Raw genomic sequence first — 22,772 nt, forward strand, 5'->3', positions numbered from 1 at the left:
AAAGTACTGTGGGCTAGTCGCGGGAGTTATAGCGCTTCATAAGCCGATCGATGAGCTCATCAGTAAGCTTGTCATCTTCCAAGATGGTATCGAGCAGCCGCTGGGATTCCTCGTGGGCGGCATTCTCCTCGGCCTCGTAGGAGTCACCCGTGAGATCCACGCCAAAGTCAGTATCCTCGGTCTCTGGCGCTGGGGTGCTGAGCTGATCGACGTCCAATTCAAAGGACTCCAAAAACTCGCTGGCCTCCGCAGCGGCCTCCTTGCGGCGCTTGCCGGAGCGCACTTCTTTTTCAATGCGACGCTGCAGCGCGGCTTCCATCTGGCGGTGGCGCCACGCGCGCAGGCGGTGCGGCTCCAAGCGGCGGCCCACCGCGCGGCTTTTATTCTCGGCCTTCTTCGCTAGCACCTTTACCTGCGCCGCGGTGTCATTAATGGGCGCCCAATCTTGGTAGGCAGGCACGCGCCAGCCGGCCCAAATACCCAGCAGCGCCAAGAAAATAGAGACCAGCGGCCCGATGATCATGCCCACGGCCATCATGTCGAAGTGGTGGCCCACCAGCACGATGATCGCGCAGGCCACGGCAGGGATGACCGTGGGCTGGTTATCGCCAAATACGCTCGGCTCGCGGCCCATCACAATGTCACGAATCATGGAACCGCCGGTGGCCGTAAATACGCCCATCATGATGCACGGAATCAGGGGCAGACCATAGGTAATGGCCTTCACGGCACCGGTGGCGGCCCAGAGGCCGGAAACGACGGCGTCGCCATGCGCTTGCAGGTAATCCCAGGTCTTGCCCTTGAAATAGACAAAGCGGGCAATCAACGCGCCGGTAAAAGCCAGGTACAGATACTCCGGCTGGCTCATGGCCGCCACCGTGCCGCGGTTGATGAGCACGTCACGCACCATGCCGCCGCCCAAGGAGGAGAACATCGCAATGAAGAAAAAGCCGATGATATCGTAGCCGCGCTTGCGCGCCATGGTGCCGCCGATGATTCCCATCAGCAACACGCCGCTGATATCGGACCAGCGGTAGAGAGATTCAATGAGCGGATCCACTTCAACCATATGGTTATTAGACTTCACCGCCAGCCCCTGCGCAATTAGCACACCCAAATGCGCAGCGCGGCTATACTAAATGTGTTTGTCTCCCTATCTCTACGCATAATGAAATAAGTATCTCCCTTTACTTTCCATTGCTGTGCTTAGCGCTTGTTCCTCCCAGCCCGAGGCAGACGAGCCTAGCTTTGCCGACCCTGCCGCGCACAGCAGCGAGGATGAGCAGGCCTCGCTTGCCGACGCCCCAGAAGACAACCCCGACTCCGACCTTGCCCAACAAATCGGCGGCGACTGCGGCGCCCGCGACTACGCGCTTATTAGCGCCCAGGAAGACACCAACTGCGCCTTTGCCATGGAGATTTATAAGCGCGCGATGAAGGCGACCTACCAGCTAGAGGCCCCCGATCCTTCCGTCACCCAGCGTGACAAAGCGATATCACCGCCAAGGGCCCAGTTTCTGGCGACAAGCACGATCTGCAGTTCATCATCTCCACTAACCACAAAAATCTCTCCTGCCTTGCAGACGATTCCGCGATTGGCGCTCGGCTCGAAATCACCGTCCAGCCGGGTTTTGCAGACCGCGTCCACACCAAAGATTAAAGGCGCCGGCACTGCTTGCCGACGCCTCCCTATCACCGTGGGGCCAGCGGGGCTCGAACCCGCGACCAACGGATTATGAGTCCGTAGCTCTAACCGACTGAGCTATAGCCCCACACAGATTGCACGCCCACTAGGGCGATTCTCTGCCCTCAAAAGATTAGTCAAAGAGCGGCCAAAGACCAATTTGCCCAGCGCAGTCTGTCTGCAGATAGCTTCTGCAAACTATCATCGACGCACAACCTGCTGTGCTCCTTACAATGCCCAATAAGTCGTGGGCCAAATTTTAACGACGCAGCACGGGCAAATTCTCGGCTACCACGTTCGCCGGCAACCGCCCCATGCAAACGTTAACCCTGCTTTTACCTCCGATTTCTCCGCGGCATAGAATAATGAGTGACATTGACCCCGATGCCACTTAATCTGTGATGGGAGATACACATGGCGACCCTTGAGTCCCTCTTGGCGCCCGGCGCGGTGGAGCTGCACGGCACCGCCAAGGACTGGCGAGAAGCTATCCGGCTTGCGGGATTGTTGCTCGAAGATGCAGGCACGATCACCGCAGACTACACAGAAGCAATGGTGCACTCTGCGGAAGAAACGGGCCCCTATATCGTGGTGGCCCCAGGCTTTGCCTTCGCGCACGCGCGCCCTTCGGAGGCGGTAAAAGAAACCTCGCTGTCATGGGCACGGCTGGATAAGCCGGTTGAATTCGGACACGATTCCAATGATCCCGTTGACCTTGTCGTAGCGTTTGCCGCACGCAGCGATTCTGAACACCTGCAAGCAATGAAGCAACTAGCAAAGTTGCTTGCTACCAAGCGTGATGAACTCAATCGCGTGGACTCTGAAGAGGAGCTCCGCACAGTTCTCAAAGCAGCGGCTCCGAGTAAGAAGCGCACGTCTTACGCAGCGCCGACCGAACCGGCAGCCCGCCCTGCGAAGGAAAAGGCCGCGGATTCCGTCGCCTCCAAAGGCAAGATCCTCACGGTATGCGGAAACGGCCTGGGCACATCTTTGTTTCTTAAAAATACCCTCGAGCAGGTGCTCGATGAGTGGGGCTGGGGACCGTACCTCAACGTAGAGGCCACGGACACCATCTCCGCCAAGGGCCGCGCGAGCGAGGCGGATTTTCTGCTCACTTCCGGCGAAATCGCTGCAACGCTTGGCGATGTCGGGGTTCCCGTCTACGTCATCCAAGACTTCACCTCAATGTCTGAAATCGATGGGGCTCTGCGCGAGCTCTATGACATCTAAGGAGCAACCTCATGGATTTTCTTCTTGCGATAGCAAACTTCATTGTCAATGAAATCCTTTCCGTGCCGGCATTCCTTATCGGCATCATCACCGCTGTAGGGCTCGCTGCGATGGGCCGCGGCACAGGTAAAACCATTGGTGGAGCCATTAAGGCCACACTTGGCTTCCTGCTCATTGGCGCCGGTGCGGGCTTGGTCACCGATTCTCTGGAACCGCTGGGTGCCATGATTACGGGCGCTACCGGTGCGCAAGGCGTGGTTCCGACAAATGAAGCGATCGTCGGCATTGCGCAAGACCAGTTCGGTAGCCAAGTCGCATGGATCATGATTTTAGGCTTTGTGGTTTCCCTGCTGCTGGCTCGCTTTACGCCAATGAGTTACGTATTCCTCACCGGCCACCATGTTCTCTTCATGGCGACGCTTCTCACCATGGTGCTTGCCCCGGCCGGGTATTCCTCCTGGATTGTCATCGCCTTCGGCGCTGCCCTACTCGGCATCCTTATGGTCTCGCTTCCAGCCATTGCGCACCCTTTTACCCGCCGCATTACTGGAGATGATTCCGTAGCCATTGGGCACTTCGGCACTGCGGGGTATTTGGCCGCGGGCGGCGTCGGCAAGCTGGTTGGCGGCAAGGGCAAGAAGATGTCCCCGTCCACCGAGGACCTAAAGCTCCCGGAAGGTCTGCGATTCTTGCGCGATTCTATGGTGGCAACCGCGCTTTCCATGGCGCTGATGTACGTGGTCCTTGCTGTGCTTTTCATCGCTCGCGCCGGTTCTGAAGAAGCCTTTACGGCTTTCCCAGATGGTGCCACCGATGTGGGCAATTTCTTGATGCAGTCCGTCACCCAAGGCCTCCAGTTCGGCGTGGCAGTGGCCGTTATCCTCTTTGGCGTGCGCACCATTTTGGGCGAGCTCGTGCCTGCGTTCCAGGGCATCGCGGCCAAGGTCGTTCCCGGCGCGATCCCCGCGCTGGATGCGCCCATCGTCTTCCCTTATGCCCAAAACGCTGTGTTGATCGGCTTCATTTCTTCCTTCATCGGTGGCCTTATCGGCCTTGCCATTCTTTCGGCGTGGTTGAACCCCGCCTTTGGCATTGCCTTGATTCTGCCGGGGTTGGTGCCGCACTTCTTCACTGGTGGCGCGGCCGGCGTCTACGGCAACGCCACCGGCGGCCGCCGCGGCGCGGCACTAGGTGCCTTTGTCAATGGCCTTATCATTACCTTCCTGCCGGCATTCCTGCTCGGCGTTCTCGGCTCCTTCGGCTCTGCAAACACCACTTTCGGCGATGCCGACTTTGGCTGGCTCGGCCTGCTTCTGGGGTGGTCCACCAATGCCGGCGGTGCGCTCGGGCTTATCTTCATTGCGCTTATCGCGCTGGCCATTTTGGCCTTGGGTTGGGTGTGCCAGCGCAAGCTTGTCGACGCCCACTGGGACCCCACCCCCTACCGTCCTGCACCCACTAGCAACGCCGATGCCGCCGCAATCAGCGGTGCAACCGGCACGGCTACATCCTCCGGCACAACCAAGAAGTATCCGAAGGTTCTGCCGCCCGAAGGTGCGCCAGTTCCACCCGCCCGCATTGACCACTAACCACGCGCCACGCCCCGAAGGGCGCTACAGTAACCCTATGCAGCGCCCTTCCATATTCCCTCTCGCGTCCGTCCTCCTCGCTACCGGTCTTGCGCTAAGCGCCTGCGGCTCCGGTTCAGACTCCAGCTCTGATTCCGCCCCAGCAGACGAGCCAGCCTTTTCCACCGCCCAGGACAATAACTCCGCAGCGGATGAAGGCGAAAAGGACACCGACTCGGTGAAGGAAACGAAACAACGCCGCACCGAAACTGTCACCGAAGAAGCAGAGCCGGCGCAGCCTGAACCACCGGCTGGCGGAAACCACAACATCCATGTCGGCCAGATCGGCGGATACTGCGGTACTTCTTCATCAGGCGATTCCATTGACGCCGGCGATGCCACCTCCTGCGAATTCGCCGCCGCGGTATTTGACGCCGCGATGCAGGCAAGCTACACCATGCGGTCAAAAAGCCCCACGGTAACGCCGACATACCACGCCGATATCACCGCCAGCAGCCCAGTAACCAAACAGTCCTATAACTTGGACTGCCACATGGGCAGCGATCAGAGAAACCTAACGTGCGAAAAGCCCGGCGATGAAACGGTGCAAGCCTCATTCGAAACCGCGGACAGAAGCGTGTGGACCAAGCGCGTGGCCACTACCAATTAACCGCTAGTCCAGGAACTAACCAGACCGAACTAGATCAACCGTTCAGCAAACCATTCTGCAATGAATCCTTCCTCCTTATCGCGCGCAGCGGCCACGGTTTCAACGAGCTCCACAATCTCTTCATCGGCGATTGGTCCCAGCCCAAAGCCTTCGATTTCTAAATAGGTGGAGGCCCATACCCAGGCGATTCTCTTATAGCCGTCGACGAATGCATGCGCCTTTGCCAGATAGTGCAACAACGCTGCAGCCCTATCCAGTGCAGGTGGGTGTAATTACTCTCCGCCGAAGGTTTGTAAAGGGGTGGCTAACGCTGACTCAAGTTTAGAGCGATCGAGGAGGTTGCTATCTCGACCGATGAGTTGACGGTTCAGTTGAACCACGTCCTCCACCGGAAAGCAATACTCATTCATCGGGTTGCAAGAATCTCAAGGGCTCCCTTCCAGCGTTCTGCTGAAGCTTGCAAGCGCTGCTTCAGCTCAGCACCAGAAAGATTCTGCACAGAAAGTACAGGCCGCGTCGGCCCTTCAACACCACGAGCTTCCTGCAATGCATAGTATTTTTTCATTTCCAGCTGCGAAATAGGTTCGTTAGTTTTCACCTCGGGGCCCATCTGACCACGAGCGGCAATCCATGGGCGTTCCGAGTGCGTAAGTTCAATTAGTTCGTTGGAGGTCTTATCACCATAAAAGGCAATCACGGCATCAATAATCTTTTCGGCTTCGTCTCCTATAGCCTCTGCGTCAGCTCCCGGTAGCACCGTAGAGGTTTTCTCGGAGCGTTGATATTTATTCTCGCGATAGAGGTTAGGTTCAACCGGACCGTCTGTCCACGCCTGAAATTCATTCGAGACAAGGGGTCGCCCGTACCAGCCCAGGCTCCATGCTTGGCAGTAATAGGTAAGCTTCTCGAGCTTCCAAGAATCGACCCACCCCAGTTTGTTGTAAATAACCTGCGCGACGTCTACTGCTGTTGCCATGGCCCCTCCTCTCCTAGTGCGTAGCAATTTTTACGTGTATAGAGCCAAAATTCTTAAGCCAGTATAGCCTTCCTCACCTGTTATATGAAGGCCACACTCTACCCCACAAAATCATCCTCGGTGGGCCACAGAAGCTCCACGTCCACGGGTATTCCGGCGAGGATGTCCAGGGATTTCTTGAGCTCGACCTAGTCGAGGCCGACCTCCTTATATACCTCAGATAGCTACGCGGATGCATTAGGCGCAGGTGCGGTAGGAGCGCGCCACTGCCCAGCAGCTCGCCGCCCACCAAGTCTGCCCCTACTGCAACGCCAGCCGCAGCACTACCGAGGGGCACCATCGGCGTCGTCGAAGACTAGCTATCTTGCGTACAATCGGCGGACGTACAAAGACCCGATAGAAAAGGAGTAAATCATGGACGCCGTTTACACCACCGAAGCACTCTCCACCGGAGCAGGCCGCGACGGCCGCGCCGTAGTTAAGGATTCCGACCTGGATTTCACCATGACCGCTCCGAAGGAAATGGGCGGCAGCGGCGAAGGCGCTAACCCAGAGCAGCTCTTCGCTGCCGGTTACGCCGCTTGCTACCACTCCGCATTGAAGGCAGTGGCCAAGGACAAGGGCGTAGACGCAGAGAACTCCTCCGTCGGTGCCCGCGTTTCTCTGGGCAAGAACGACGAGGGCTTCTACCTCGGCGTGGACCTCGAGGTCACCATCCCAGGCGTTGAGGATGACAAGGCACAAGAGCTTGCCGACGCCGCCCACCAGATGTGCCCCTACTCCAAGGCCACCCGCGGCAACATCGAAGTCAACGTTGGTGTTGCACAGGACTAATTTCTAGCCTTCTCCCCAGCCCACGCCGCGCCCCTTTCAGCGCTGCGTGGGTATTTTTATGCATTATGCAACCTGTTTTGTCGGCGCCTGAAAGACCAATCGGAACCTCAGTAAGGTCAGAACCCTATTTTAAAAACGCGGGTTTCCTTCAATTAGACCGCCAGGTGGAACACCTATTTTATAAAATCAGCGATTCTTAACAATTAGGAGGGCGCCCTATAAAAAAATACCTATCTCTCTTTAAAGTCTATTTAGCTGCTGCCATCGGGATCGCGCTCATTGCTCTGTTAACTTTCAGAACACTCATTGTACGCCACATTCTCTTTTCAGCCGGACCGCAAAACCTAATGAATGATATGCGCTTCGACAGTCCGCCTATCAGCCTGGCTACACTCATTAGCAACAACGCAGACGGCAAGTTTTCCAGTACCTTCACCCTTTCACTCATCGCCAAGATTTCCCTCTACATCGCCGGCACCGCCGCGATGGTCATTTCTCTCGCGCCAGTTGTTTCCATACACTTCGGCGGCTCCGCAACACTCGAATTGCACCGCACCGATGGCCACATCTCCGCCACCAGGATGCGCCTAGCATTGATCACCAGAATGACGTTCTTATTTAGAAACCAGGATGGGTCTACCCACTCCTGACTTTCGAATAAAGCAGTTAGTTGGTATTAAACCAAGACATAGTTCCTAGGAGGGCGCCAGCAAACAGACTCAGGATAACGCCGAGTTTATGTGGTGTACTTGAAGGACAAACATTTTTAAAACTAGCCAGACACACTTCCAGGAAGTAAGAACACCTTCTTAAATACTCAAAACTGTGAACCGATTTGATCGCGCACTTTTCCGAGCACTGTGTCCATGAAAGATTTAGTAGCTTCATTTTCGAATGCGCGTATAGCAATGGCTTTCGTTACCCAGTCCGTTCCATGTCCCGAGATCTTCGGTTCCAAGTCTTCAAGCTGACCTCCGGGTACGAGACAAAGAGGGATTTCCATCAGTTTTTCGTTCAGCCGCTCAACCTCGCCTAAAAGCGGAAGATTGAGATGCAACTTGGTCAGTTTCTTGTTCAACAACTTTTTCCTGCGGCCTTCATACTTGTCTTCTGGCACGCCTTTTAATTCCGAATCCGCTTCCGAAAGAATGATTTCTTCAATCTCATTTCGGAACGAAATTAGATCATTCTCGTCACGAGCACTGGTCTCTTTTAGCACTTTGCTGAACGGCCCTCCACTATGATGACGGTTTTCCGACACAATGAAATCAGTATCTGCGACAATTACCGTCGGCGCCGTCAATGAGCGCAAAAGTTCGAATGTTGACGGAACATTGTTCTTACCCCCAACACCGACAAAGCAAATGGAGGAGGGCTGCAAGCCCGAAGGCAATTCTTCTGCAAGCGACTCTAGAGCTTCGCTAAAGAAATATGCGTCCTTTTCATTCTCAACGATAATCACTGCATCCGAGAAGAGCCCATCTAGTAGATGAGTATGCCGAATTCTACTTTTATTTCTAATATCTTCGTTAAAGGTCGGTGGGATCAAAGAAAAACTGTATTTCGACTTACCATTATCATCAACAGTTCTCTGTAGCCGAATAATAGACAGAGTATCTTTTTGGCCACCAGCCAATCCACTAAGTAGATTTTTGTCGTGAGTAGCGCAAAATATTTGTCGCCCTTCCTGCTCCGCCACCTTACGAAGTATCTGACCGAGCCGATGAGCCTGAGGAGGATGAAGAAACGCTTCAGGCTCGTCCAGTAGCACGATGGGCCTGTCATCAGCAAAAAGACCTAGCAAAATTCCGAGTACACTCTGCATTCCAAGGCCTTGTTGCCACACTTTGGGATGCCCGTCCATTTCTGCCCGCTGAGAGGATGAATAACTCTCGCCAATCCTCGGCATATTTTCGCTCGTTGGAGCAATCTTATAGCCTATGGTTCCCTCACCGATCTCGTATACTGACAGGGGCTCGCCAAACACTTCATGGAAATATTCGGTAACTTTCTTAAGTGCTACCTTGTCGTGCCATACTCGCTTGGCAAGACTATCTTCCTTTAAATCTTTTAGATGCGATTCTTGGACGCGGTTGAGCGGGCCGTCTCGTCGAACGAAATAACCTACAAGACATCCCAAGCTGGAGGCTCCGGAAAAGATGGTTTGAACCTCTTCGAGACCTATAAATCTATTGAGAGCTGTTAGGTGCGAGGAAAAGTGCTCTGGAACGTTCGCCTCGTACCGCCCCGATCGACTCAATGTCAGATTTTCGTTAGCCCACGAAGCACAAATCTCTTCCGACAAGTGTCCACGTCCCCGCCACTGAATTTCTGCTCTGGCGATTAGACCTTCATTCTGTTTCGAAAATGCAGAATCCACCCCCGCAAGCTGAGCTTCTAGCTGATCAAGAAAGTGCGATTTCCCTGAATTGTTGGGGCCAACAAGAGCAGTAACGGTACCAGCTTTGAGACAGATGTTTGCTTCACCGATTTGTATATTGGTAATAGTGGGCTTGACTACGCCGCGATTAGCATTATTCCTCATACCTTGAAATTAGAACACAACTTCTACAAAAACAATGACTTCACCTCCTTTTCCTCCAGAGCCTAGCCTTTCTGAAAGCCTATTCTTAATCCTCCGAAATTCCGTTGGGTCTGCGCATAGTGGTCTCCTACTCCAATTCACCCCGGTACTTCTCCGCTAGGACCTTTCGGTCCGCGAACAGCGCCGCAGCCGTACCTCGAGCGGAGGCGGACGAACTCGACACTGGCGGAAATAAAGGCCGCGGGATTAACAAAATCGTGACGGATGCCACCAGGACCACAAAGTGGACTGGGGAGCCCTTCTGAGATGAGGAGTGCGATGGCACCGGCAGGCGGCGCCCCCGCCCTCGCCTAGCTCGACGCGACGAAGGGCTTCAAAATCGAGCGATCGAAAAAGGTAGCGCCCCGTGGCCACCAAATTCAACGGCGGCTCTCCAGCCGCAGGCTTTTCCACCATGCCCACAACCGTCTTCACCCGGTCATCGCCGGTAGCCACAACATTAAATACGCCATAAGGACCTGGCTCTGGCGACAGCTCCGCCACGCTTCCCGCCTCCCCACCGAAAAGCAGAGCGCCGGTCGCCAACTCTTCACCGCGGGCCAGTTACGCATTGAGCAGGAGTGGATTCCGTATTCTCACGCGAGTGCGACAATTGTGGAGATTTACGGAAAAACTCAGCTTCAATTGACCCCACGGAGCAGGCTCCTCTCCCACAACCTCGAGCTCCTGAATCACATTGACTAAAACTTGATTCACGCGTTTAATGGAGCTAACAAGGAGTGCAACCATGAACATACCTACTGACTTTGGCGAGCGCGTCCGCACACAACGCCAACTGCGCGAGCTTAACCAACGAGAGCTTGCCGCCATGACCGATGGCATTCTGTCCCAATCGACTCTTGCCCGCCTGGAGAAAGGCACAGCCACACCAACTCTCCACCACATCATGGCCCTCACGTGGGCTTTGGGCATCGATGCCGCTGAGTTTGTGGACGCCACCCCGCTCTCCCAGCGCGTACGCGTTGCTCCTCGTGGAGACGGCGTTGGCGTGGATACTGCGACGCAGCAGCTATTGCCATTTCTTCAACTGCGTGTGAACTTGGACGGTCTCAATGCCTAAATCGAAAAGCCCATCACAGCAAGGCATTGACCTAGCTACCCGCTTTCGAGAAAAACACCTGCTAGGTACCGAGCCGATCGATGACATCAATGGTCTCATGAAGCTGGTCGAAGCGGACTTCATTGTCCTCGAATTGCCGAGCGGCTTGGATGCCTTGACTCTTCGCGATCCCGCCTCCGGTGCTTTAACAGTGGGGATTGGAACGAGTAGCAATCCGTATCGCCAACGGTTCACCGTGGCACACGAAATTGGTCATATCATGGCCGGTGACATTACTGAAGACGGGGCTTCCCTGCTCTGCGATACAACTCATCCTTCCGAAACGCGCGCGAACACTTTCGCACGGTGCGTGCTGTGCCCTGTGGAGGCACTACACGATCTTCCCCCGACTTCGACCCAGGAAGAGCTCCTATCATACGTCGTCCAGTGCTTCCAGGTCTCCCCCACTGTGGCAGCAATCCAACTCTGCGATGCCGGACTCATTTCGGAGGAGACTAAAGAAGAACTCAGAAGCTACTCTACTAAGCGGCTAGCCTCTCAATTCGGCTGGAAAGCCAATTACGATCACGCTGCCAGGATTTCGGAGTTGCCCCGCTCCTCTGAAAGGCTCGTTGCCGATGCATACAAGGCTTATAACCAGGGACTCATCGCTCTGCCTTCGGTTGCCTTCGCTGAACAGGTCAGCATCGAGGAAGTTATCGATTCAACGGATAGCGCGCAGCGCCCCCTCCAACAACGAACACTCAGGTAGTAGTGATATCGAAGCTGACCTAGCAGACTTCTTCGCTGACGAATAGGCGCAGCATGACTAGAAAATTCATCTTTGCTGATACCAGCGTGCTCCTCAATTTCATCTGCGCCGACGAACAGGATCTCCTTCTCAAGTTCGTGGGCGATGAACAGCTTTACGTACCGGAGGCCGTAAAAAATGAGGTGAAAAGAAAACTAGAAACTCCAAGGTTTCAGAGCTGCTATACGACTTGGACTTCCCTAGTTACACATGGCCACGTGAAAGTCCTCTAGGATGATTACGAACGCCTCTGGAAGCACATCCATCATTTCTCTGGACCCGGTTACACGATCCAAGGCGGCATGGCGAAAACCTTGGCGAGTACACCACTATCGCACATTGTCTTGCACTTCTTGAGGACAATCCCAGTGTAAGGACTGCAATCATCATCGATGACGAAGAAGCGAAGCAGCTCATAAACAAACGACAAGCAGCGACAGTCTTCACCACCGAAGCAGTGCTCCTCCGCTGCGTACAGCTTCACATCCTCACGGATCGCGGCGAATCACGACGAGTGTGGAAGAAACTCTCGAAGTTCGACAACCTACTCCCCTTTGAACAAACTAAGCTCAACGACCGCACTAACTATCGCCGCTTTAACTAGTCCAAGCCTCATGCTTTGGCATCGCTGGGTTCCACGACATCTCAAACTATCTTCAGATGCCTTGCTACAGGGCTCAAGGAACCACAGCTTTATGGCCGAGGTAATAACGACCTTCGGACAATGGGTAAGCTGCCAAGTCTATTCTTCCTTTTCCATTTTTCTGGCTTGCCTGTGCTCGCGCCTTCGAGCGCGTTTTGCTTTGCGGATGTCCACGACCCAATGCGGAACAAAAGGCCATGGAAGCGGAACCCCGATCACACCCGTAAATCCAATGCCTCCTATGACAAAAGCTGCCACGAGCGGAACTTTCAGCACCGTTTCCACAAACTCAGGAGGGTTCGCGAGCGCGACCAACCCTGCGGCACCGGCAGCGCCCATAATTAGCGTGCAGTAAGGATAAATGAAGAGGACACCATCACTTCCTGCGCCCATCACATCGGATGAGTCGTACCACTCTTCCGATCTGGGAACTCTCCGCACACACCGGATGTAGTAGGCCCAGTAGAACACCATGACAAGCACCGCCGCGACGCAAACAAGCAGCTCGGTAGTATCGCCGTCCATAGAATAGGGCCTCCTGTGGCTGCTGGTCGCGGTATGTACTAAAACGCTACCAGCGTCTGCTGGACCTGACCCCCGTTAGGTAGACACTGATATCCAGCCCGATTGGGTTGAGACGAAAGGTGATCTACCACCATGCCTAAGCGCTCTGAACAGTTCAAACGTGATGCTATGACCCCTACGAAATCAATGAGATCTCAGTTCACGCGGCCTCACCTGAGCACTGGGCCTAGTGGCTTCTAGAGGCTGCAGAGGCGTTTCCTAGAATCAAGAGTTCGGCAGCCACCAGCGGATCTTTGAGGTCTAGCTCGAGAATCTCTGCGATTTCTTCCATGCGGCGCCGCACAGTATGCCGGTGGGTTTCCAGTTCTTCGGCAGTATGAGAAATATTGCCGCCATTGCGCAGGAAAGCCTCTAGAGTACAGGCGAAATCGGTACGGTTGCCGGCATCAATTTCCTGCAGCCTTCCCCACGTCTCTTTTACGCGGTAGCCAATAGCACTGCGTACTTGAACATCGCCAAGCCAATTCAGAGATTTGGCTTCGGGGCCGACCAGCGTTCCCGCCTGAAGACCGAAGACTACGCGTTGTAGTTCTTCCACCACAGTTTCATTCAGATCAGACCACAAGAGTGGGACTCCCACGGCGATGCGTTGAGTGGTGCGCATTCCTAGAAATAGTTCTCGGATATTTTTCACGCTGCGGGTACCCCGAAAGATGAGGAAGGATGTGGTGGCGTCGATAGGCAGGGCAAAAAGCATGCGCCCGTAGCTGGCAAGTCGCTGATCTAGATTGCGTATAAACCGGTGGTGCCCCTGGGGCGATTTTGATTTCACCAGTACTGGCCGCACCCGCCCATCCGCATCGCCTACGTGGTGAAAGATCCGCTGCATCGAGTCTTGGTCTTTCGAAAGCCCAATTTGGATAGCAATAGCTAGGGAATTGAGCTCTTGCTGCATCGTGCGCAATTCCCGCGGGCGGGTGATGATGAGCTCTGCCAAGCCAGCAGCATGTTTGAGCGCTGTGCGATCATGCGAGCTGAAAAGGTGTGGAGCAGCCGCAATCAGACCATAGACGCGGCCTCCTTGGGGCTGGAGCCGCTGGGCAATGACATTGAATGAGCCATACTGGGCGGCGATACCAAATTTTCTTTTACTCGTTTCCTCCACAATGGGGCGAAAATCCAGTTCCTCAGCCCCTGGTATCCCAGCTTGGGCAGCGATTCGCCCATCCAGATCGACGAGGCACATATGGGCCTGCAGAGCTTGCGCTGTGCGCGATACCAGTTCTGGCAATCCCTGGGCGGCGGCCTCACTGAGCAACTGTTGCCGTTCCAACAGCTCCGCATGGGCTAGGTCGCGCTGACGTATCGCCTCACGGTGTAGCGCTGCCTGCAAAGAGATAAAGGGCGTCTCCAACGGGACAATGAATAAGGATATCTCTGCTTCCTTGGCAGCATCGATCATGGCTGAAGGAACCTCATCAAAAGCAATGCCTAAGCCGAATCCAATGCCGGCTACACCGGCCTCGGCAAGCTTGCGCACATAAAGAGGAAGCTCTTGTGGCGTGTGCGCGAAGGCAATACCTGTAAGTAAGACCACGGAACCTGCGCCGATGAATTCGCGCGGGTCCACGAGCTCACAAGGGTGAATAGCAGAGAATTTCCGCCCAGAATCGTGAACCTTTTCTAGGTTTAGCCCCTTTTGGGCCACTAGCCACGACAAGGACAGATCGATATCTGGCCTAGTGAGATCAGCCGCACCACGAACATCTGCATCGGTGCCTACTACGTTGAGTGAAACCATAGCCCGCCCCTCCACATCCATACTGTCTAAGTTTTTCGCCTCAATTCACCACACTGTCTATATCGCATATTACATCTTTCGGTACACAATGATGCACATCACATTCTCAATAAGTACCGAAGGAGTGACATGCAAGATTTCAACCACCGGCTTCCGCAGCAGCGGAACGTGCGCACCGCTATCCCCGGACCGCGTAGCCAAGAATTGGAGCAGCAGCGCGAGGCTGCACTCGCACGCGGACTAGTACCGGGCCTGCCGGCTTATATCGTCGATGGCGATGGCGGCGTTTTAGTCGACGTCGATGGAAATAGCTTCGTAGATTTCGCCTCCGGTATCGCCGTGACAACGGTGGGCGCCTCCAATGAACGAGTAACCACCGCTGTCTCCGAGGCCGCATCGCACCTTCTTCATACGTGCTTTTTAAATGCGCCCTATGAAGGGTTTGTTGCCGTCGCCCGCAAGCTCAATGAGCTCACCCCTGGAGAGCATAAGAAAAAGAGTGCACTCTTTTCCACGGGTGCCGAAGCAATAGAAAACGCGGTAAAGATTGCCCGCAACTACACCGGTAAAAACCGCGTGGCCGTCTTTGATTCCGCCTTCCACGGCCGTACCAATCTGACGATGACCATGACCGCGAAGAATAAACCCTACAAGGCAGGATTCGGCACTCTCGCTGCAGATATTTACCGTGTGCCCGGCTCGTATCCCCTGCGCGATGGCCTAGATGGCCAACAAGCAATCGAGCGCACCATACGCGTCATCGAGCAAACAGTAGGCACCGAGGAGCTCGCCGCAGTAGTCATCGAGCCCATTCAAGGCGAAGGCGGCTTTGTCGAACCCGCGGAAGGATTCCTTCCCGCGCTACAGAAGTGGTGCAACGAGAACGGCGTCGTCTTTGTTGCCGATGAAATTCAAGCTGGAATGTGCCGCACCGGTTCCTGGTTTGCCTGCGATAAAGAAGGGGTTGTACCGGATCTGATTACAACCGCCAAGGGCGTCGGCGGCGGCATGCCGCTTTCGGCTGTAACCGGACGAGCAGAGATCATGGACTCGCCCGGCCCAGGATCTTTGGGTGGCACCTATGCCGGCAATCCGGTGGCTTGCGCGGCCTCCCTTGCTGCCATCGAAGAGATGGAAGAAAAGAGCCTCGGCGCCCGGGCGCTTGAGATTGAGGCCATCATCCGCGAGGAGCTAGAACCGCTGCTGGAGCTGCCCAACGTGGCGGAGGTTCGCGGGCGTGGAGCAATGATTGCCATTGAATTCGCAGACGAAAAGGGCCGTCCGGATGCCGAGCTTACCGCCCAGGTAGCCGCCGCCTGCAAGGCCCAAGGGGTGCTCATCCTTACCTGCGGTCTCGACGGCAACGTCATCCGTTTGCTTCCGCCCCTAGTCATCAACGAGGAAACTCTGCGTGATGGATTGCAGGTCCTTGCCGCAGAAATCCGCAAGAGCCAATCCCCCACTCACCTCTAATCCCTAGATACCGGCTAAAGCAGCCACTGTCCCCACCAAAGAAGGAGTACACCTCATGTCTAACCCACACATCTACGATTGCATCATCCTCGGCACCGGCTACGGCGGCATTGGTATGGGAGCCCAGCTGACCAAGGATGGCACGGAAAACTACCTCATCCTAGAAGCTGCCGATGAAGTAGGCGGAGTATGGCGCGATAATACCTACCCGGGTGCCGCCTGCGATACCCAAGCACTTATCTACTGCTACTCCTACTTCCTCAACCTCGGCGTCTCGCGCATGTTTGCCGGCCAAGTCGAAATGCTGGGGTACTTAAAGGCCATGGCAGAAGAGTTCAATCTCTACGAGCACATCAGGTTCAACCACCGCATCACCCGCTCCGAGTGGCTGGAAGAGATGAAGGCGTGGGAGGTGGAAACCGCTACCGGTGAAACCTTCTACGGGCGTGTCTTTGTGGGAGCTTGGGGTCAGCTTTCCAAGCCAAAGATTCCTAACTTTCCAGGCCGGGAGCGCTTCAAGGGAGTACAGTTCCATTCCGCTGAATGGGATCATTCCACTGATTTGAGCAATAAGAAGGTAGCGACCATCGGCAACGCCGCTTCTGCCGTCCAGCTCGTGCCCGAGGTAGCTAAGGTGGCCGGTCACCTCGCCGTATTCCAGCGCTCTGCCAATTACATTCTGCCGCGCAACCAGGTCATCTTTAGTGAGGAAGAACTGCAGGAGTTCCAAGAGAACCCGGATTCCTACCGCGCTATCCGCCAAGAAATTCACGATACCCGCGAGGCAGGATTCGAGCGCACCCGCAAAGGCACAGATTCTGCCGCAGAGGGCGTCGAGCAGGCGATGGAGCACCTGCGCTCCCAAGTCAATGATCCCGCACTGGTAGAAAAGCTAACGCCTACCTTCGCCTTTGGCTGCAAGCGCATTCTGCGGTCGGATGACTTCTACCCCACCTTTAACCGAGAGAATGTCTCCCTAATCACCGAAGGCATTGCGGAGATTACTGAAAACGGCATCCGCACTGCCGACGGCGTGGAGCACGAGTTTGATGTCATCATCTATGCCACCGGTTTCTACTCCCAAGAATTCCAGGGCGATCTCAAAGTCATCGGCCGTGGCGGTCTAGACCTACGCGAGCGCTGGGGTAACTCACCGGAGGCCTACCTGGGTATGTCTGTCGACGGCTTCCCCAACTTCTTTATGCTCTACGGCCCCAATACCAACCTGAACCATCACTCCGTAGTGGCGATGCTGGAAGAACAGGATAAATACATCAGCCAGGCGGTAGATTTCCTGCGCGATAACCCAAACAAGGTGCTGGACGTAGACCCGCAGGTATTGCGCGAGTTCAATGACCGCATCCAAGCTGAGCTGCAAGATTCCGCCTTCTCCGCAGATTGTTCGTCTTGGTATAAGAACGAAGACGGCAAGGTCATCAATAACTGGTCCGGCAACGTGGCCGAGTACCAAGACCTCACCCGCGAGCTGCAAGTAGATGACTACCGCGTGGCGTAGTTACCCGAAGGCCCACGCTCCTTTATGAGCCGAATCGTTTCCAGAAAGGAACGCTTTATGTACACACAATCCGATGAATACTCCGGCCGCCCTGTGGCCGAGGATGCGTGGAAAGCACTCGCTCCTTTCCGTGATGCTGGAGCACAGTCTTTCCATAACTTCCCTATCCCGGAAGTCCGCGAAAGCTATATCAACTCCACCGGCGCCAATCCCCTGCACGAAAGCACCCCGCCGAAGAGCACCGACTATCCCGTGCACGATTTCCAAGTACGCGTCTATGAACCGCGAGAAGCTGCAGCGCGCCAGGATGCAACCCCGGCCATCCTCTTTATGCACGGCGGCGGGTGGCTGATGGGCAACCTGGAAACGCACGATTCAGTGGCGCGTAGATTAGCAGTGCTTACCGGTTTCCCTATCATCGCGGTGGATTATCGCCTCGCACCCGAGCACCCGTACCCCGCCGCCATCGATGATTGCCGCGCTGCGTACCGCTGGGTATCGGATTCCTCAGCAGAACATGGGCTCACCGTCGATTCGATTGCGGTCGTGGGCGATTCTGCAGGTGGCCAATTGGCGGCGGTGATGGCCAATGAGTTTAGCGGCGTGGAAGGCGTTGCCCCGCTAAGCAGCCAAGTGTTGCTCTACCCAATTACGGATTGTTCCCAACAGCGCACCGAAAACGGTGCCTCCTACCAGCGCCTAGAAGCCGGCTTTCCTCTAGTGGCCGATACCATGCGGTGGTTTATCAATACTTTTATCACCGAGGAATCCCAGCGCACCGCGAAAGACCTTTCACCGCTGCTGCACGAGCTTCCAGAAAACCTGCCCCCAGCGCTGGTCATCACGGTAGATAACGATCCATTGGCGGATGAAGGCGGGGAATACGCGCTCAAGCTCGCCCGAGCTGGCGTGGATGTGACTTATAAGCACCTGGTGGGCTACCACCACGGGCTTTTTACCTCCGCAGGCATTATCCAGCGCGGCGAGCAAGAGCTTGCCGACGTCGCTTCTTTCCTCCGCCGCACCGCCCGCGGCTCATCCCCGAGCTAGGCCGCTTCTCCTTTGCCCCTATCACTTTCCTAGTAAGGAACCACTGACATGTTTAAACGTTCATTTGGCATCGCGATGGCCTTCATCGGCGTGCTTGCCGGTGCCTCCTTTGCCTCTGGCCGCGAGGCGCTGCAGTACTTCGTGGCCTTTGGCAATTGGGGCATAGTCGGCGCGGTGTGTACCGCGATTGCCATGATGGTCTCCGGCATCACCATCTTGCAGATGGGTTCTTATCACCGCGCTAAAGAACACACTTCAGTCTTTGAAGCGGTCTCCACGCCCATCGTGTCCAAACTGCTAGATTTCGGCACGCTTACCTGCCTGTTCTGCATTGGCTTTGCCATGTTTGCTGGTGCGGGTACCAATCTAAACCAGCAATGGGGCTGGCCGGTATGGATCGGGGCAATCATAATGCTGATTTTGACCTTGCTCACCGGTCTTTTGGACGTTGATAAAGTCACCATTGCCATCGGCGCGATTACCCCGCTGATTATCGCTTTATTGACCATCGGCACTTTGTACACGGTCTTTACCGCCTCCCCGGATTGGAGCCACCTCAACGAGCAAGCACAACAGATTCCCACCACTTTGCCCAACTGGTGGGTCTCGGCGCTAAATAACATGGGCCTGAACGTCATTGTGGTGGTATCCATGACTATCGTCATCGGTGGCAATTTTCTCGATGCCAAAGAAGTAGGCTACGGCGGCATCATGGGCGGGCTATGCTTCCTCTTCCTCCTAGCCGTACTCGTCGGTGGCTTGTACATCTCCATCGGTCCGGTCACCGAGGCCGAAATGCCTACCCTAGAGATGATCACGCAAATTCACCCGTGGCTGGGTATTCCGATGGCCGTAGCCATCTACGGCATGATCTACAACACCTCAATCGGCATGTTCTATGCCTTTGCCAAGCGCTTGACCCGCAGCAAACCTCAGAACTTCTACAAGGTCTATTGCATCTCGGTGCTTATCGGCTTCGTCCTGTCCTTCATCGGCTTTGGCAACCTCATCGGCTGGGTCTATCCCATCTTGGGCTATATGGGCATCGCCATGATGTGCATCATTGGCTACGCCTGGGTCAAAAATCGCAAGGAACTAGAAAGCGAAAGCGAGCTGCGCCGCCGCGCCCGAGAGCTACTGCAAAAGCGCTTCGAAGGCGAAGAAACCCTATCGGAGGCAGAAATGCGCGAATTGGTCTCCATCGCCCGAAACTCATCGATCCCAGAGTCCGAGTTCATCACGGAAATCATGACCGAGGTAGATGCCGAGGATCCGCACCTACAAATCCATGACGGTAAATTGCACTCGCTCATTACCGGCAAACCCCGCCCGAAAAGGCGGCGAACAACCGTCGATGACCACACACCGCCTCATCCCCCGCACGAGTCGCACCAAGAAACCACAACCCCAAAGCTAGAAAAGGAGCTGTAATCCATCATGACTGAATCCCTGCAGATTAAAGGCGCCGTTCTCGAACGCTCTGATGCCCCACGCCCCTACGCGGACTCGCAGCCGCTGACAATCAGTGATCTCGAGCTCACCGCCCCTGGCGAGGGCGAAATCCTCGTAAAAATCACCGCCGCCGGCTTGTGCCATTCCGATCTTTCGGTGGTCAATAACAACCGTCCGCGCCCACTACCCATGCTGCTAGGTCACGAATCCGCCGGCGTGGTTGAAGCAGTTGGGCCCAACGTCACCTCTGTCAGTGAAGGCGACCACGTGGTCATGACTTTCCTGCCACGCTGCGGCGAGTGTGCAGGGTGCAAAACCAATGGCAAGATGCCCTGCGAGGTGGGCTCCAAATCCAATGGTGAGGGCACACTCATCCGCGGTACCCGCCACCTCACCCGCAATGGCGAGGTAGTCCAACACCATCTGGGCGTTTCCGGGTTTGCCACCCACGCAGTGGTATCCGAGCTTTCCGTAGTTCCTATTGGCAAGGATGTCCCGGCCGATATTGCTGCCATCTTTGGTTGTGCCATCCTCACCGGCGGCGGAGCGGTACTCAACGAGGTTAAGCCTGGTCCGGAGGACACCATTGCCGTCGTGGGCCTTGGTGGCGTAGGCATGTCCGCCGTGATTACCGCTGCGGCACTGGGTGTCAAGGAAATCGTGGGCATCGATATGCAGCCGGATAAGCTAGAAAAAGCCCGCGAGCTGGGTGCCACCTCTGCCATGTCCGCGGAGGAAGCAGAAGCCTCTGGGAAACGATTCAGCGCCGTGATTGAAGCAGCCGGCCACCCCAAGGCTTTAGAGACGGCCTATAAGATCACCGCTCCTGGTGGCCTGACCGTAACTGTTGGCCTGCCGGCTCCACATTCCGTTAGCGAAATTGACCCGCTCGTCATGACCAGTGAGGCTCGCCGCCTACACGGTTGCTACCTCGGTTCTTCTGTGCCAGCTACCGATATTCCGAAATATGAGCAGCTGTGGCGCGAAGGAAAGCTCAACGCCGAGGGCCTGATTTCTTCCCATATCAAGCTCGAAGATATCAATGCGGCAATGGATAACCTCAGCGATGGGCTAGCACTGCGCCAAATCATCGAATTTGACTAGACCCCTGGTTCCTCACTCCTCCCGCGCCCCGCGCCAGTTCATTCCCGGCGCGGGGCGCATCTCTACCTAGCCGCATACAAGCCCACATTCGTCGGCGCTGCTCGCCCGCTACAGAAAGAAGCGTCCCATGTCTGAAGAAAAGAAGACTTCCCAAGGCCACGCCGCGCCCACATCTCAAGCCACCAATGGAATCGGCACTCCTTCTCCGCACTGGAAGACTGTCAGCGTCTACAAAGGTCACGAACTGAGTAACACGGTTGGAATTTACAAACCTGCCAAACCGTGAAATCACCAACTATACTTTAACGATAAAAACAACAACTAAAGCCAGTAGAAAGACAATTTCAGACATCAAGAATCTCAGAGCCAGCTTAGCCCAATAGAATTTTTTCGCCGCGACCCTCGAGTTTTCAAACACCTGCTGGATGATCAAACTAGAATAAGCAACCTGAGTTCCATTAAGTGATTGAGACAGAGTATTAGCTAGTTCCTCGGGGGAAGTAAAGCCCTCGTAAATGTCATGGAAATAAATAGGAGAAAATCTTCCCCCGATATTTCTAGCATGCTTCTTTGTTCGGGGGTTCAGCCCCCGCAGACAACAGCCGGCAGAAGCCATAGCTGACAGTAAAACCAAGGCCTCAAATAGCTTAATCAACCAATTAGGCTCTGGAAAATCTCTTCCAAGCTGAACTAGGCCTGGTACACCTGCACCTACGAAAGCTAAGGTGACGCCGAGCTTCGCCTCAGCATGCCGAATCCACTCCGAAACCATATTCAGAAGATGCCAGAGGTACTCACGATATTCAGAAGTTTCCATGCCTTCTTTTGGATTCTCAGATCCAGGCACCTCTACTTCACTCCTCTGAGATTCCTCGTAGCTTTTAGCTCGTTGGCGCGCTTTCTTTCCAGCGATACCTGCAGTCGGGGTTTATCCACCTCGGATCGCTTCTTTTCGCCTCGCAGAATCGACTCGCAAAACTCTTCCCCGCAATTTGGACACCACGCAGAAGCAAGAAACATCCCTTGCCTTTCTGGGGCACCTTCAGGCAATTTCTTAATGGTCAAATCTTGCCACAGAAGAGAGGGCTCTCCGTTGCAGGTACAGGACCATGTCAAAAAATCATTCGCCTTTATCGCGTTCCAAACACTTTTAGTGACAGCCATCTGATTTTTGTCAACTGAGGCAGAGGCCTTAAACGCGTAATTCACCGGTTTTCCTGGCCAGATGGGCGCTTGGGAACCTGGCTTTCGACGAACTCCGACCTTCTTCGCCAAAAGCTTGCCAGAGGCAATACCTACTTTTAGTCCAGTGTCTGGTAAAGAATCCCATTTGGTTTTTAGTTGCTCCAGCAAATCCTCACCAAAGGTTTTTATGGTTACTCCTGCGCACAATGCCCTTTCTATTCGACGCTCACCCCAGAAAATCGCGTAGGCTCCGTCACCTTGAATAGATATAAAGTCCGCGCCAAAGTCATCGAAGATTTTTGCCACACTGCCGGTAGAGGCCTCGTATATATTTGCTGTTGACTGCACCCATTTATTCATTCCAAGCTTTGTGGAATTCTTCAGGTCAGCCATTACCACGACGGCGTCATCAATTACTTTCCATCGTCGGGCCTCTATTTTTAAGTCATCATAAACCAAGCTATCACCAGCTGGTTCGACTTCGGGTGTCCTTTCAAGCTCTATTGCAACATTGTTTTTGACTTCCCCGAGAAGTCCCCGCAGACCATTTTTCAATTCCACGCATCCGCCCCTTTCATGAATTGGTCCTCCAAATTGACTATACGC

General features: G+C 54.9%; 23 protein-coding genes and 1 tRNA gene. 14 read left to right on the top strand and 10 right to left on the bottom strand.

Annotated features, from left to right (window positions below; all coding sequences use genetic code 11):
- Positions 1–13 precede the first annotated feature (13 nt).
- Entirely contained in the window at positions 14–1,069 is a 1,056-nt protein-coding gene (locus tag L8V01_RS02675; protein ID WP_269945900.1) for a trimeric intracellular cation channel family protein, read from the bottom strand.
- A gap of 629 nt (positions 1,070–1,698) precedes the next feature.
- Positions 1,699–1,772, bottom strand: a tRNA-Ile gene (locus L8V01_RS02680).
- Between the two features lie 326 nt (positions 1,773–2,098).
- Between L8V01_RS02680 and L8V01_RS02685 the strand changes: the two genes are divergently transcribed.
- The 3 genes from L8V01_RS02685 to L8V01_RS02695 are packed head-to-tail and all read left to right on the top strand — an operon-like array spanning position 2,099 to position 5,152.
- Complete coding sequence (locus tag L8V01_RS02685) at positions 2,099–2,914, top strand: PTS sugar transporter subunit IIAB (RefSeq protein WP_269945602.1); 816 nt, start codon at positions 2,099–2,101, stop codon at positions 2,912–2,914.
- An 11-nt stretch (positions 2,915–2,925) separates the two neighbouring features.
- Positions 2,926–4,503, top strand: a complete 1,578-nt coding sequence (locus tag L8V01_RS02690; RefSeq protein ID WP_269945603.1) for a PTS ascorbate transporter subunit IIC — start codon at positions 2,926–2,928, stop codon at positions 4,501–4,503.
- Positions 4,504–4,540: 37 nt separating this feature from the next.
- On the top strand, positions 4,541–5,152 hold the full coding sequence (locus L8V01_RS02695; RefSeq protein ID WP_269945604.1) for a hypothetical protein: 612 nt from the start codon (positions 4,541–4,543) through the stop codon (positions 5,150–5,152).
- A 29-nt stretch (positions 5,153–5,181) separates the two neighbouring features.
- On the opposite strand, the gene L8V01_RS02700 is transcribed toward L8V01_RS02695, so the two are convergent.
- Together L8V01_RS02700 and L8V01_RS02705 are read right to left on the bottom strand one after the other, a co-directional pair.
- The gene (locus tag L8V01_RS02700; protein ID WP_269945901.1) at positions 5,182–5,409 is read right to left on the bottom strand and encodes a Fic family protein; all 228 of its coding nucleotides are present in this window, start codon (positions 5,407–5,409) and stop codon (positions 5,182–5,184) included.
- A 149-nt stretch (positions 5,410–5,558) separates the two neighbouring features.
- Positions 5,559–6,128, bottom strand: coding sequence for a Panacea domain-containing protein (locus tag L8V01_RS02705; protein ID WP_269945605.1), 570 nt, complete (start codon positions 6,126–6,128; stop codon positions 5,559–5,561).
- Between the two features lie 414 nt (positions 6,129–6,542).
- On the opposite strand from L8V01_RS02705, the gene L8V01_RS02710 reads away from it, so the two are divergent.
- Positions 6,543–6,962: an organic hydroperoxide resistance protein gene (locus L8V01_RS02710; RefSeq protein WP_269945606.1), complete on the top strand. Its 420-nt coding sequence runs from the start codon at positions 6,543–6,545 to the stop codon at positions 6,960–6,962.
- A gap of 347 nt (positions 6,963–7,309) precedes the next feature.
- Entirely contained in the window at positions 7,310–7,612 is a 303-nt protein-coding gene (locus tag L8V01_RS02715; RefSeq protein ID WP_269945607.1) for a hypothetical protein, read from the top strand.
- A 167-nt stretch (positions 7,613–7,779) separates the two neighbouring features.
- Here L8V01_RS02715 and L8V01_RS02720 read toward each other — a convergent pair whose 3' ends face one another.
- A complete protein-coding gene (locus L8V01_RS02720) occupies positions 7,780–9,507 on the bottom strand; it encodes an ATP-dependent nuclease (protein ID WP_269945608.1) in 1,728 nt (575 codons plus the stop codon).
- Between the two features lie 787 nt (positions 9,508–10,294).
- On the opposite strand from L8V01_RS02720, the gene L8V01_RS02725 reads away from it, so the two are divergent.
- From L8V01_RS02725 to L8V01_RS02735, 3 genes are read left to right on the top strand one after another with little or no spacing between them, the layout of a single operon-like run.
- On the top strand, positions 10,295–10,627 hold the full coding sequence (locus L8V01_RS02725; RefSeq protein WP_269945609.1) for a helix-turn-helix domain-containing protein: 333 nt from the start codon (positions 10,295–10,297) through the stop codon (positions 10,625–10,627).
- Positions 10,620–11,378, top strand: a complete 759-nt coding sequence (locus L8V01_RS02730) for an ImmA/IrrE family metallo-endopeptidase (RefSeq protein ID WP_269945610.1) — start codon at positions 10,620–10,622, stop codon at positions 11,376–11,378. The genes L8V01_RS02725 and L8V01_RS02730 overlap by 8 nt, the downstream gene beginning before the upstream one ends.
- Positions 11,379–11,431: 53 nt before the next feature.
- Entirely contained in the window at positions 11,432–11,650 is a 219-nt protein-coding gene (locus L8V01_RS02735) for a PIN domain-containing protein (RefSeq protein ID WP_269945611.1), read from the top strand.
- A gap of 50 nt (positions 11,651–11,700) precedes the next feature.
- Here L8V01_RS02735 and L8V01_RS02740 read toward each other — a convergent pair whose 3' ends face one another.
- From L8V01_RS02740 to L8V01_RS02750, 3 genes are all read right to left on the bottom strand, one after another.
- Positions 11,701–11,847, bottom strand: a complete 147-nt coding sequence (locus tag L8V01_RS02740; RefSeq protein ID WP_269945612.1) for a hypothetical protein — start codon at positions 11,845–11,847, stop codon at positions 11,701–11,703.
- Between the two features lie 312 nt (positions 11,848–12,159).
- Positions 12,160–12,585 (bottom strand): hypothetical protein, encoded by a 426-nt coding sequence (locus L8V01_RS02745; protein WP_269945613.1) that lies wholly within the window; start codon positions 12,583–12,585, stop codon positions 12,160–12,162.
- 226 nt (positions 12,586–12,811) lie between these two features.
- Entirely contained in the window at positions 12,812–14,386 is a 1,575-nt protein-coding gene (locus L8V01_RS02750) for a PucR family transcriptional regulator (RefSeq protein ID WP_269945614.1), read from the bottom strand.
- 129 nt (positions 14,387–14,515) lie between these two features.
- Between L8V01_RS02750 and gabT the strand changes: the two genes are divergently transcribed.
- The 6 genes from gabT (at position 14,516) to L8V01_RS02780 (ending at position 21,267) form a co-directional block, all read left to right on the top strand.
- On the top strand, positions 14,516–15,859 hold the full coding sequence (gene gabT, locus L8V01_RS02755) for a 4-aminobutyrate--2-oxoglutarate transaminase (protein ID WP_269945615.1): 1,344 nt from the start codon (positions 14,516–14,518) through the stop codon (positions 15,857–15,859).
- A 55-nt stretch (positions 15,860–15,914) separates the two neighbouring features.
- Positions 15,915–17,375: a flavin-containing monooxygenase gene (locus tag L8V01_RS02760; RefSeq protein WP_269945616.1), complete on the top strand. Its 1,461-nt coding sequence runs from the start codon at positions 15,915–15,917 to the stop codon at positions 17,373–17,375.
- A gap of 57 nt (positions 17,376–17,432) precedes the next feature.
- A complete protein-coding gene (locus L8V01_RS02765) occupies positions 17,433–18,425 on the top strand; it encodes an alpha/beta hydrolase (RefSeq protein ID WP_269945617.1) in 993 nt (330 codons plus the stop codon).
- 48 nt (positions 18,426–18,473) lie between these two features.
- A complete protein-coding gene (locus tag L8V01_RS02770; RefSeq protein ID WP_269945618.1) occupies positions 18,474–19,856 on the top strand; it encodes a YkvI family membrane protein in 1,383 nt (460 codons plus the stop codon).
- A gap of 6 nt (positions 19,857–19,862) precedes the next feature.
- Positions 19,863–20,981 (top strand): alcohol dehydrogenase catalytic domain-containing protein, encoded by a 1,119-nt coding sequence (locus L8V01_RS02775; RefSeq protein WP_269945619.1) that lies wholly within the window; start codon positions 19,863–19,865, stop codon positions 20,979–20,981.
- A 127-nt stretch (positions 20,982–21,108) separates the two neighbouring features.
- The gene (locus L8V01_RS02780) at positions 21,109–21,267 is read left to right on the top strand and encodes a hypothetical protein (RefSeq protein ID WP_269945620.1); all 159 of its coding nucleotides are present in this window, start codon (positions 21,109–21,111) and stop codon (positions 21,265–21,267) included.
- 9 nt (positions 21,268–21,276) lie between these two features.
- On the opposite strand, the gene L8V01_RS02785 is transcribed toward L8V01_RS02780, so the two are convergent.
- Together L8V01_RS02785 and L8V01_RS02790 are read right to left on the bottom strand one after the other, a co-directional pair.
- Positions 21,277–21,798: a Pycsar system effector family protein gene (locus L8V01_RS02785; protein WP_269945621.1), complete on the bottom strand. Its 522-nt coding sequence runs from the start codon at positions 21,796–21,798 to the stop codon at positions 21,277–21,279.
- A 32-nt stretch (positions 21,799–21,830) separates the two neighbouring features.
- Entirely contained in the window at positions 21,831–22,727 is an 897-nt protein-coding gene (locus L8V01_RS02790; protein WP_269945622.1) for an adenylate/guanylate cyclase domain-containing protein, read from the bottom strand.
- Positions 22,728–22,772 lie beyond the last annotated feature (45 nt).

It is taken from the genome of Corynebacterium curieae, assembly GCF_027570035.1.
GTDB lineage: Bacteria > Actinomycetota > Actinomycetes > Mycobacteriales > Mycobacteriaceae > Corynebacterium > Corynebacterium curieae.